The following is a 13,038-nucleotide window of genomic DNA, read 5'->3' on the forward strand; positions in this document are numbered from 1 at the left end:
TGAATTCTTTATAGTTTTTATTGGATACCTTTATGGTTAAATTAGTTTAATAAATAAATCGCAGCTCCCCCCAAGCACTCCTTCTAGCAAGTGGTAAATCACCTGGAATAGCAGCTCCAGCCAAACCATTCTGGCTTGATTCAAAAGCACGCTTATTAAATAAATTACGAGCTGATAATGCTAACTCCCAGCGATTACTAAATGCTTTGGTTCTTAAAGTCACATCAAAAATATCATAATCATCGATATCACTGCGTGCATCTCCATCTACACGCGCTCGATCCATTACAAAATTCCATTGTGGCGTGACATGCCAGTCTGGAATAAACTCCCAATTCACACGCACATAAAATTGATGTTGCGGAGCATTACCTGAATCTTCATTTAAATCTTTATCTTCAGATTCTTGATATGCATAGTTACCTGTAAAGCTTAAGTCTCTATTAATCGTCCAATCGGCTTCAAATTCGAGACCGTAGCCTTCTTGTTCACCTATATTCTGCGCTGTAAGCGAAGTGGCAGAATCCGGTGTAAAGCGAATAATGTCATCCCACTCATATTTAAATAAATTCAATCCGAGTTTTAAATTATTTTTTGGCCGATAATCAAATGCCAACTCAATAGTTTCTATTTCTTCAGGATCGAGATCTGTATTTCCATTTGCCACTGGATTATTTTGGTTTCTAAATTCTGCAAAAGATGGTGCACGAAAAGCTTCGCCATACAGTAACTTCGCAGTTAAGTCATGGCGCGCAGCCCAAACAAGTGCAAGCCGAGGGTTCCAAGTGTCGCCAAAATCATTGTAATCGTCATAACGCATACCAGCAGTAAGTTCCCAATCATTACTCAACTGCCAAACATCTTGAACAAACGCAAATGAATTATTTCGATGCTTTTCAGGCAGGAACACAAAAGGCGTATCACTTACATCGGTTAAAGTACCAAACCCTATTGGACTGAAATTATTTTCTTCCTCTACTTTATAAATTTCCTGATGCGTATAACCAATGCCTGATCTAATCGTATGACTATCGAAGCCTGTGAAAATACCAGTAAGGTTATATCGTAAATGTCGTTCCCATACTTCAGGATTCCCAATTACGCCATCTGCAAATGGCGGCGACAAGCCAACTCCAGGTATAAACAAACTAGAACCTGGTGGAAACAAAATAAGATCATCAGAAACCTCTTGCGAGGTATTTAAGTAACTTACTTGTGCTGACACGTCCCATGCGTCTGTAAATGTTGGGTTATGATAAGTTAAGTCTGCATTCCAACGACTGCTTTTAAGCTCTCCACTTGGATCCAATGCTTCTGCAACTCCTGCACCGGTCTCAAAATTTTCTCTACGTTGCAGCCCTGTGCGAAACTTCCAGTTGTTTTTTGAAATAGTCAAACGCGTATCAAAATTTTCAGTGGCAGTATTCACTGAACCTGGTGCTAATGATGAACCTTGTGCAGTTGCAACATCAGCATCAACATCTTCATCATGACCATCGGTATCACGAAATTCAGCAGATAATGCAACATCAAAGCCGCCCACTTCACCGCCATATAGAGCCCAGACATCACGCGTATCAAAACTACCCAATCGTGAACCAACTTCAACACCATCAATTTCAGAACCATCTTTGGTAATCACATTGATTACACCTGCAAAAGCATCCGCACCATATACAGCAGAACCTGGTCCGCGTATTACCTCTATTCGTGAAATTGATTCAACAGGGAAACCACCCCATACTTCCCCTCGATTACCAACATATAAGTTATTAATAGATATTCCATTAACTAACATAAGCACTTGAGGGTTATTCTGATCATAAACACCACGAAAAGTGTATATAGGTAAGTAGCCACGCGCAGTTCTAGATACATGCAAACCCGGCACAGTTTCTAATGCATCATCAATATCAGTTGCACCCATTTGCTTTATATCTTTAGCAGTAATAACAGTAGCTACTGCAGGCGCACGTGAAATAGGTTGTGCACTACCTGTTGCAATACTAATTACCTCCTCGTCTCCATAGAGTTCGATAAGCGCTTCTTCTTCATCGTAATCAGAATATGCAATGCTTGTAAAAGCTACAAACAAAAGTGCACTTAAAAATATGAATTTAAATTCAAAAATTGATTGGTGGTTCATGCTGACACTCCTTGATGTCGTACATTATTATTCCCTTCGCTTGCAAAGTTATGAGTACATTCCATTACCATCCGAACGAGGACACACCTCGCCAGACAAGCGAAAAAACCTATTAACACACCTTATTTTAAGGACTTACGAGCGTTTTAAAGACTATATGTATCGGATGTTTGATACCGCGGGTCAAACGATTTTGAGGACTAACGGATGTTTTATTAGGATGCGTGGAATGGAATTTATTTGTGACTTGAATGTTTGAAGATTTGCAATAAATTTATCTATATTTTACAACCCACTACAACACTCCAGTACCCAGTAGTTGGCATTATTTGAATATTTTGAAATCCAGACTTTTTTAGAATTTTTTTAACTTCACTTCCAGTATATTGCTTACCTTCAGTCCAGGCCATCATGCCAACATTCCCTGCTGATGCCATTAAAGGGCCAGATTTATCATCATCAAAAAGCATTTCATGAATAATAATTTTTCCTTGTTCGGGTAGGCTCTGAAAACTTTTTTCAGCAAGAAGTAGACATTTTTCTTCTCGCCAATCATGAAATATTTGCGAGTAAAAATGCACGTCAGCTTTTGGGAACTCGCATTTCCAAAAATCATCAGAAACAAATTTTATTCTTGCTTGTAAATTGTATTCTGATAATAATTTTTTAGCCGCGGTTATAACAGTTTTAATATCAAGAAGTACTGCACTTAAATGCGGATAATATTTTAATATCCCTATTATATGTGCGCCAGAACCACCTCCCACATCAAGCAGTGTATGGTTACTTGAAAGATCAACTTTATCCGGCCACCCTAATGCTGCAGACATACTTGCACTGTGCATGGCATGAGTAAACTTTTCAGATTTATCATTATCGTCAATATGAGCATCAAATATATCAACTCCACTATACACTTGAGGCGAATTGGTTATTACAGATTGCTTTAATTGCTCACATGTCCAGTTCGATTTATTCGATAATGCCAACATTCCACCAAAATAAGTTTCACTTTCTTTAAGCAAATATTTCTTTGAAACATCGGTTAATGTATATTTCCCATTTTTCGAAACAACAAACCCTAAATTTACCAACATCAACACTAACGCCTCTACTGGTCTTTCCTCCAAACCCAATTCATTTGATAGTCCTAGTAATGTTTTTGAAGAGTCTGAAAGTTTCTCAAATATCTCAAGATCATGAGCCACAATGAGAGTGTTATAACTAATTCGACCAGCAATTACATCCCAAACAAGAGTGTCATCTACCATTCTCTTATACTGCTACCTTCATACTTTATGCGATTACATCTAAATGGAAAAAACATATTCTCTGGCTTTTCTGCTGCATCTATAAAGCACGTTGTAAAACCTATACTAAATGAGACCAACAGATAATTATAATATTCTCTGGGAGTTAGCCCTTGGTCAGCAGCAAGTCCAGCAGCAACCGCAGCAATGTTTGCTTTTTTGCGCCAACGACCCTCACTAAGAATTTTTTCAACATCAAATACTAGTTTCAAGTACTTTCCATTCGCTAAACCAAGTTTATGCGCTAACTCTACTAGAGGTTTTATTCTCTCGTCTTCTTTAACTATTGGTCTTGCATACCCAAAAATTGCTCTAAAATTTTTTAACTCGCTTAAGACAATTTCAGACAATTCCTTATTATTTTCAATTTGCTCCTGTGCACGGTAGAAAAAATCAATAGCCCTGATATCAGGACGTCGGCCATATAAAAGCGCTTCAGACATTGCACTTGAAGCACCCACTGCTAGACATGCAGTGCTTCTTGCAGTCCCTGCTAATGATGATACTCGATTATTCCAAATTCGTGGATCAGGATAACTTGTACATATAGTCCAAATTGAATCGAATAATTGTATTTGCTTTTTTGAAAACTCACGACCAGTTACTCCATATAGCAATAACTCCATCCATGATTTATTTGAAAATTCGGTAAATAAATCTTTATCGCGAAAAACTACTCTTTCTCCAGGAAATACAAGCCCCATAGTAGTTTCCCACCTGTGCTCAAATTTGAATAAATCATCGTTACTCATGCTTTAATTCGATTACTTATCACGTGATTCATTTTTCAGATTTACTTGATGCAAGAAAAAAGGGTATCTATTACAGCCATAATAACTTTGCTCAAGTGCGTTCGCGCCAGCCCCAGGTAATCTTAACAGTAGATACAACATTTCACCCTGTTCTTTAGATAATTCCAAATCTCTTAATGCAGTTGCAATTAAGCCTGTAAAAGAAACTGGAATCTGGATAATTTTTTCTAACTCAGATTGATTGTTTTTAAGCCAATTAATATTAGAGTTTGAATTAGTTAACGATGATAACTTGTCTAAAGTTTTCATTACTGGTGTAGGACAAGTTACACCGTGCGGATCAAATCCCGGTGGATGCTCCATAGGTAGCCAAATATCTGCACGCTCTTCTTTTGGCGGATTTAATAATATTTCTTTCCACTTTGTAATATCTTGACCACATTCTTCCCATAACTGCATAACCAAAAACACTTCTCTCGCACCGCCATATTGCCCGGCTCCTACCGCAAGCGCTGCCATTAAAGCTGAAGCAGCGGTTGAACCACCAACACCTGCATTCATTGCAGCACGGACACTGTGGTCACGTATTCCTGGATTCGCAATTGCAACTGCAATCGTTTCAAGTAGCGTAGCCTGCTCTTTTGTAGGTTTTTCTAATTTAAAAAGAAGATATAAATATTCAATCCAACTTGCTTTTCCTAACAAGTCCCCATACACATCGTAACCCGCACAAAAACACTTTTTTGCAGCAAAGGGATTGTCTGGTTCAGGTTCTTCTCTCCAGATTTTTGAATGAATGACTTCTTGTTTTTTTTCTTCCGAGGACATTATCGGTAACGCTTGCTATGGGAATTTAGACTTTACTAAATATAACTTTAAAAGCTCGGAATAAAAACAAAGGCTTTATGTATTTTAAGAAATGCTTATGCTAATAAATAATTTATTTAAGCGTGCCTAATGCTTTTAATCGATTATCAATTGGCGGCACTTCGTCTTTATCAATGCGCACATCTAAAATCACCGGACCATCTAACATTAACTCTTTAACATTTAATGCTTCTAAATCATCAATTGAATTAATCAAACGACTCGTGATGCCCATTGAATCTGCGTACTGAACAAAATCAATCTTTGGCAACTCATAACCAACGGGTTCGCCGCCGCCTAAATTTTGGCCGTGTTTTACCATGCCATATTCTGAATCATTAAGAATAATGAAAAATACGGGTAATTTTTCTTGTAAGGCTACTGTTACTTCACCGCCATACATCAGCATTGAACCATCACCGGTTATACATACCACTGGGTGTTTATCATTTGCTAGCGAAGTTCCAATTGATGACCCAATTGCCCAGCCCATAGAACCAAATTCTAAGCAGGTCCAAAATAATCCGCCATGCTCATCTCTTGATCCCGCAACGCGTCGATCATACGGATGCAAATAATGTATCGACCACGCCATGCTATTACCGGAATCACATAAATATTTTGTTTCGGGAGGAAATATTTTTGGCAATAATGTCATAAGCCTTTGCGGCTTAATTGGAGCACTATTGTCAGTACATTTTTTTTCTTCCAACAACTTAAATGATCGTTTTAGTTCTGATTCATTTAAAGTATTGCTGCGGCTTTTGCTTGAACCTCTATCATTAGAGGTCGCTATTTTTTTAATATCAAGACTGTTTTCAACTTCTTCAAATACTTTTGCAACATCTCCTCTAACGTGTAAACGCGCCATTGGAGAATGCATTAAATTACCTTCCGAAGAATCAATGTGTATTAATCGTTGATTTAACACTTTTTGATCCCAAGTATTACTTGCGGTCTCACTGAGTGTTGTTCCGATTGCAACGATGGTATCTACTTCATCATCAATGACATTGATTGCGCTATCGTGCCCTGCAAATCCTAAAACGCCACAGAATAATGGATGAAATGGACTAACAAGCCCTTTTGCGTGAGGCGTAGTTACAATCTTTGCATTTACACTCGTTGCTACATTTAAAATTGGCCCTATTCCATTCAAACAACCTTCACCGACAATGAATACAATATTCTTTGATGATGAAAGTTCTTTTGTAAGTATCTCTACACTGTCACTATCAACTGGTTGTGGCTTCCAAAGTAAATTAGCTAAATCGTTCGATGGATAATTAACTGGGCTAGCAGCTCTTAGAACATCTAAAGGAATACTGAGATGGGCTGGTCCCATCGGTGAACGAAATGCTGTCATAATTGCTGAAGCTAACTTCTGTTCAAATTGGTTAACGTGAGATACCAATGTACTGAAATGAGTACAAGGCTCAAACATTGCTACAGTATTAATTCCTGTATCACCCGATTCTTGCGCTGCATTGCGCCCAAAATTTTCTAGCGCAGTTTGCGCTGTTATAACCAGTAACGGTGAATGATTATCATATGCGGAGGCAACTCCTGTTATAAGGTTTGTAGCACCAGGCCCTGCAGTGGCACAACATACACCCAAGTTACCACTATTACGCGCATAACCATCCGCCATAAACGCAGCACCCGTTTCATGTCTGGCTACTACCGCTCTTGGCCCACCCCTTTTAGCACTGCGCGACAATGCGTTGTACAACGGTTCGATTGCGCCACCAGGAATACCAAATACAAATTCAACACCTATGTACTCTAAGTAGGAAACAAGTAAATCTCCCACTTCATAAGATTCTTTCGAAGTGATCGGCGCAGCATCGTAAACTTGCGAATCATTTGCTGTAGGCAAATCAACAACATTGCGCGCACCAATCTCTAATGCATCGCTCTTTTCTGTAACGATATCCATTAAAGATGCAGAACTAATGTCATCTCCGTTTGCAGCCATCTCTCAACTCTGGTGTGTTTAAACTATTATTTATGTAAGTGTATTAAATATACGTGATTTATTTATTGAAGTGATCTCGTAATAGTTTGTATTTACAACTATTAACAATGTATTCATATTTATTTTTAGTTGTTATTAAGCAAAATACAACACTTTACGTGTGTTTAACATGCATTTATTTACTATTTTTCAAGTGTATTCATAAGTAAATGATTCTTGGAGAATTTAAAGAATCCATCCATTGTCCACACGGTAAGACAAGCCAATCTAGAATTTCGAATCGTTAAAAATTTTATTTAACCACCTAACAACCAAGTTAATGGAACAGTAACGAAGCTATGGTTAGTGATAACAGACATATATGCGGCTAATACAATTATTAAATAATACATGCTTAGCTACCCCTCTATTTATATCGAACCTTTACATAAAACCCTCAGTAACCTTTATAAATGCTATTTGCAGATAATTATAATAACCAATACGAGCTATTAAACTTTAAAAGTGCGTAATGAATTTATAGATGCAAGCTAAGTGCGCTTATCTTCTAAAGATTGAAATCAGATATCTTTAAGACCGAATTCAAACCATATTGATTCGCAGATACCGATGAGACAAAACACCTTTTGGCACTTCTTCAGCAAACGCCTATTGAGATATATGAATACCTATTTCAAATTGTATATTTGAAATCTACCGCTATATCACTCTAAATATTCTAAAAACAATAAAAACATTTAAGAATAGTCACTTAGCGGATTTGCTTAACTAACTGCTATAAATGTAATGCTTTTTTCTGCAGAAAAGTTAAGCAACGAAGTTAAATTTCTTATGAAAATATAGAATTTTTCGTTACATTTTTTTCGCTAATTCATGCACACTTGCAAGACATATCACAGTTCATCATATTATTCCTTTTTAGAATGCTCATGAACTCTGATAGGGAAGCACTATCTAATAAGAGTAAAACGAAACCGCTATTCCCATGAACTCAACATTGCGCACATTTAAAATATTAATACTCGCTGTTGCAGTGGTCGCAATTCTTATTGTTGTTAATCAAAAGTATTCTTCATCTTTATTGCACGAAATTAAACGCGATAATAAATTAACGGTTATTACGCGTAACAGTCCCACCACTTATTATATAGGTCCGAATGGACCCACTGGTTTTGAATATGAACTTGCAAAACAGTTTGCAGACTTTTTGGGTGTTGAACTAAACATCATTGTAAAAAACGAATTTCACCAAATATTACCTAGCATTGTAAATAATGATGCGCATATTGGTGCTGCTGGAATTACCCATACCAAACAACGTGATGCCTATGTCAACTTTGGTCCTGAATATACCAAGGTGGTCTCACAAATCGCTTATAAAAGTGGCCAAAAAAAGCCTAAATCTATCGTCGACCTTGAAGGCAAACGTATAGCGGTCGTCAAAGGCAGCTCTCATGCCCAAATGCTACTAGATCATAAAGAGTTTTTCCCAAATCTAGAGTGGAAAGAATACCCCGATTTAACTTCAGAAGAGCTGATGCTATTAACCACAGATAGTTTGATTGATTACACAATCGCCGATTCAAATGAACTTGCCGTAACGCGACGTTATTTTCCAAAATTAAGAGTCGGTTTTAACTTAGGTCCAGAACAACCTCTTGCATGGGCCTTAAGAAAATCAGAAGACGATTCTTTACAAAAAGCGGTTAATAATTTTTTTGTGAAAATAGAAAGTGATGGTTCGCTAACACACTTAAGAGAAAAATATTTTGGTCATATAAACGATATAACTCCAGTAGATAGTCATACATTTCTTAAACATGTACGTGAACGTTTACCTAAATATGAAAATCTTTTTAAGGAAGCTGCTATTGAATATGACCAAGACTGGCGATTTCTTGCAGCAGTAAGTTATCAAGAGTCATTATGGAATTCGAATGCTGTTTCTCCCACGAGTGTTAAAGGCTTAATGATGCTTACCCGTGATACCGCTAATGATCTCAACATTAAAGATCGTGTTGATCCACATAAAAGCGTAAACGGTGGAACGAAATATTTTTTATCGATGCACGAAAAAATACCAGCACGCATTGGAGAGCCAGATCGCACCTGGATGGCCCTTGCTGCTTACAATGTTGGATTTGGTCATTTAGAAGATGCACGAATTCTGACCCAAAATGCTGGCGACGACCCAGATCAGTGGATGGCGGTTCGAAAATATCTTCCGCTTTTAAGTAACAAAAAGTGGTATGAAAAAACTCGCCATGGTTACGCACGAGGCAAGGAACCTGTGATCTACGTACAGAATATACGCAACTACTTTGATTTATTAGTTTGGCTAGAAAATAAGGGCGAACTTTACGACATGGTCGCACAAAACTAGCAATTTTTATTACCTACGCTGGCGAAAAAACTGCTGCAACATCTCTGCACTTTTTTTCTCTAAAACTCCGCCCTGTACTTCAACCGAATGGTTATGCCTTGCGTCAGAAAGCACATCAAACACAGTTCCCGCCGCCCCAGTTTTTGGATCATATGCCCCGAAGACCAGCCTTTTTACTCTAGCGTGCAAGATTGCCCCCACACACATCAGACAGGGCTCTAAAGTTACATAGAGTGTGGTTTTAACTAATCGATAATTTTCAATAGTTTTAGCCGCATCACGTAAAGCCATAATTTCTGCATGTGCGGAGGGATCATTACTAGCAATCGATTGATTCCATCCTTTACCGATAATCTTATCCTCAAGAACCACTACCGCACCTACAGGAACTTCTTGTTGGCTCATTGCATGCTCAGCCAAACTTAAGGCTTCATGCATCCATTTTTGATCATCAGTCAAAGAATTAAGGTCGCTGTTAAAATCATTCCCACTCAATCGTGGCGGGCGGTTTCCCCGAAATATCGTAAGTCACTCTAGAGATTCCCTCAATCTCATTAATAATACGACGCGACACATGATCCAAAAACTCATAAGGAAGATGCGCCCAACGCGCGGTCATAAAATCAATAGTTTCTACAGCTCGCAAGGCAATCACATAATCATACCTTCTTCCATCACCCATCACGCCTACTGATTTTACCGGCAAGAAAACAGCAAAAGCTTGTGAGACATCGTCATATAATTTATGCAATCTTAATTCTGAAATAAAAATATCATCCGCCAGTCTCAATAGATCTGCATATTCTTTTTTTACTTCACCCAGTATGCGCACACCTAAACCGGGCCCAGGGAAAGGATGGCGATAAATCATTTCGCGCGGCAAACCAAGTTCTTCACCCATTTTGCGCACCTCATCTTTGAAAAGTTCTCGCAATGGTTCCACTAATTTTAATTTCATATCTTTTGGCAAGCCACCAACATTGTGATGCGATTTAATTAAATGTGCTTTGCCCGTAGAAGAACCAGCAGACTCAATAACATCTGGATAAATTGTGCCTTGCGCTAACCATTTAGCATTTTTTAATTTAGAAGATTCATCTTCAAAGATATTAATAAATAGGTTACCTATAATTTTGCGTTTTTTCTCAGGATCAATCTCGCCTCTCAATTCATTCAAATAGCGTTGCTCTGCATTAACACGAATTACTTTCACACCCATGTGTTGCGCAAAAGTTTCCATTACCTGATCGCCTTCGTTTAAACGCAATAACCCTGTATCTACAAATATACAAGTGAGCTGTTCACCAATAGCTTTATGTAACAAAGCAGCAACTACCGATGAATCTACACCCCCTGATAAACCGAGAATAACTTGATCATTGCCAACCTGTTGCTTAATGTTTTCAATCGACTCATTAACGATGTTTGCAGAGGTCCAATCGGAACCGCACCCACAAATATCACGAATAAAACGTCCTAATATTTCTTTACCTTGTTTGGTATGGGTAACTTCTGGATGAAACTGTAAGCCGTAAATTTTTAGTTGTTTGTTCTCTATTGCGGCAATCGGCGCACTATCTGTACTTGCAATAACTTCAAAGCCATCAGGTAGTGTTGCAACACGATCTCCATGCGACATCCAAACATCCAAGCAATTCTTGCCGTCAGAAATGCCATCTAATAGTTCGCTCCCACTCTCAGTATTCACTTGCGCATAGCCAAACTCTTTTTCATTTGACTCTTCAACATCACCACCTAGGTGTTTAGAAATGGCCTGCATACCGTAACAAATCCCAAGCACAGGAATGCCCAGTTTAAAGATTTCATTGGAAACTTCCGGTGTATCTTGCAGCGTAACGGATTCAGGGCCACCAGAAAGAATGATACCCTTTGCACCAAAAGCAGTGATTCTTTCTAAAGCAATGTCCCAAGGATAGATTTCACAATACGTTCCAAGTTCGCGAACACGTCTTGCAATCAGTTGTGTGTATTGAGATCCAAAATCCAGGATTAATACTTTATCGGCATGAATATTTTTCATGAAAAACTAAAATTTGAAATGATGCACGAAGATAGTTTATTCGACGTGATAATTTGGTGCTTCCTTAGTGATCGTCACATCATGCACATGACTTTCTCGATTGCCGGCAGCAGATATTTTCACAAACTCAGGTTTAGTACGCATTTCATCAATCGTTCCACAACCCACATACCCCATACTTGAACGCAGCCCGCCAAGAAGTTGTTGGATAATATTAACTACAGTCCCTTTATAAGGCACACGACCTTCAATACCTTCTGGTACAAATTTGTCTGCGCCGCCTTCTTCATCTTGGAAATAACGATCACTAGAACCTTGTTGCATGGCTGACAAAGAACCCATACCTCGGTAACTTTTATAAGAGCGCCCTTGAAAAAGCTCGACTTCGCCCGGAGCTTCTTTAGTTCCAGCAAACAATCCACCAATCATAATGGTGTTTGCTCCTGCAGCTATGGCTTTGGCAATATCACCTGAATAACGAATGCCACCATCTGCAATTATGGGTACCTTGCCTTTTACTAATTCGCTTACATTATCAACTGCACTAACTTGCGGCACGCCTACTCCGGCAACTATACGGGTTGTGCAGATGGATCCAGGTCCAATACCCACCTTTACCGCATCTGCGCCTGCTTTAATTAAATCTAAAGCAGCTTCACCCGTAGCAATATTTCCGCCAATAACTTGCACTTCTGGAAAGTTTTTCTTCACCCAAGCGACGCGATCCAACACCGCTTGCGAATGACCATGCGCGGTATCCACCACGATCACATCCACTCCAACTTGCACAAGTTCTGTAACACGTTGATCAGTTTCCGCACCCACACCCACTGCAGCACCAACAATTAACCGCCCTTCATGGTCTTTACACGCTAATGGGAAGTCTTTTGATTTTTGAATATCTTTAACTGTTATTAGCCCACGCAATTCAAAATCATCATTTACCACTAAAACTTTTTCAATTCGATGCTCATGTAAAAGTTTTTTAATTTCACCTTTACTCGCGCCTTCTTTAACAGTAACAAGTCGATCTTGCGGCGTCATGATTTTTGATACTGGCTCATCTCTACGTTTTTCAAATCGTAGATCACGGCTGGTTACAATACCAAGCAATGATTCTCCCGCTACAACTGGCACACCGGAAATATTTTTTTCGCGCGTAAGCTCCAGCACTTCACCAATACTGGTATTGGGTTCTACACAAATGGGTTCTTTGATTACACCGCTTTCAAATTTCTTAACCGCTCTGACTTCGCTAGCTTGTTGAGTCACTGAAAGATTTTTATGAATGACCCCAAAGCCACCTTCTTGCGCCATCGCGATCGCTAAGCGAGCTTCTGTTACGGTATCCATTGCAGAAGAAACCAGCGGCATGTTGAGACTAATTTCGCGAGTTAGCTGAGTCTTAAGTTCAACTTCGCGCGGTAAGACGCTAGAGTGAGCTGGGACGAGAGAAACATCGTCAAAAGTGAGCGCGTCTTGTTTGATTCGCATTGTGCGGTCCATGTGCCTAAGTGGCGGCTCATTATAGTGATTGCGCGATACGCGGTAAACTTAATTT

General features: G+C 38.9%; 9 protein-coding genes. 1 reads left to right on the top strand and 8 read right to left on the bottom strand.

Annotated elements, in window-relative coordinates:
• Positions 1–46: 46 nt before the first annotated feature.
• From GKR92_05615 to GKR92_05635, 5 genes are all read right to left on the bottom strand, one after another.
• Positions 47–2,146 carry a TonB-dependent receptor gene (locus GKR92_05615; protein QMU61204.1) on the bottom strand — a complete coding sequence of 700 codons (2,100 nt, stop codon included), beginning with the start codon at positions 2,144–2,146 and terminating at the stop codon, positions 47–49.
• 278 nt (positions 2,147–2,424) lie between these two features.
• On the bottom strand, positions 2,425–3,417 hold the full coding sequence (locus tag GKR92_05620; GenBank protein ID QMU61205.1) for a methyltransferase: 993 nt from the start codon (positions 3,415–3,417) through the stop codon (positions 2,425–2,427).
• Positions 3,411–4,208, bottom strand: coding sequence for a hypothetical protein (locus GKR92_05625; GenBank protein ID QMU61206.1), 798 nt, complete (start codon positions 4,206–4,208; stop codon positions 3,411–3,413). The genes GKR92_05620 and GKR92_05625 overlap by 7 nt, the downstream gene beginning before the upstream one ends.
• Before the next feature lie 12 nt (positions 4,209–4,220).
• Complete coding sequence (locus GKR92_05630; GenBank protein QMU61207.1) at positions 4,221–5,036, bottom strand: citryl-CoA lyase; 816 nt, start codon at positions 5,034–5,036, stop codon at positions 4,221–4,223.
• A gap of 112 nt (positions 5,037–5,148) precedes the next feature.
• Positions 5,149–7,014: a thiamine pyrophosphate-binding protein gene (locus GKR92_05635; protein ID QMU62722.1), complete on the bottom strand. Its 1,866-nt coding sequence runs from the start codon at positions 7,012–7,014 to the stop codon at positions 5,149–5,151.
• 1,024 nt (positions 7,015–8,038) lie between these two features.
• Here GKR92_05635 and mltF point away from each other — a divergent pair.
• On the top strand, positions 8,039–9,436 hold the full coding sequence (gene mltF / locus GKR92_05640) for a membrane-bound lytic murein transglycosylase MltF (protein QMU61208.1): 1,398 nt from the start codon (positions 8,039–8,041) through the stop codon (positions 9,434–9,436).
• Between the two features lie 9 nt (positions 9,437–9,445).
• Here mltF and tadA read toward each other — a convergent pair whose 3' ends face one another.
• The 3 genes from tadA to guaB are packed head-to-tail and all read right to left on the bottom strand — an operon-like array spanning position 9,446 to position 12,971.
• Positions 9,446–9,874, bottom strand: coding sequence for a tRNA adenosine(34) deaminase TadA (gene tadA, locus GKR92_05645; protein ID QMU62723.1), 429 nt, complete (start codon positions 9,872–9,874; stop codon positions 9,446–9,448).
• A 43-nt stretch (positions 9,875–9,917) separates the two neighbouring features.
• Complete coding sequence (guaA, locus tag GKR92_05650; GenBank protein ID QMU61209.1) at positions 9,918–11,477, bottom strand: glutamine-hydrolyzing GMP synthase; 1,560 nt, start codon at positions 11,475–11,477, stop codon at positions 9,918–9,920.
• 36 nt (positions 11,478–11,513) lie between these two features.
• Positions 11,514–12,971 carry an IMP dehydrogenase gene (gene guaB / locus GKR92_05655; protein QMU62724.1) on the bottom strand — a complete coding sequence of 486 codons (1,458 nt, stop codon included), beginning with the start codon at positions 12,969–12,971 and terminating at the stop codon, positions 11,514–11,516.
• Positions 12,972–13,038: the final 67 nt, after the last annotated feature.

The organism is Gammaproteobacteria bacterium, assembly GCA_014075255.1.
In the GTDB taxonomy this organism is placed as follows: Bacteria; Pseudomonadota; Gammaproteobacteria; order UBA4575; family UBA4575; genus JABDMD01.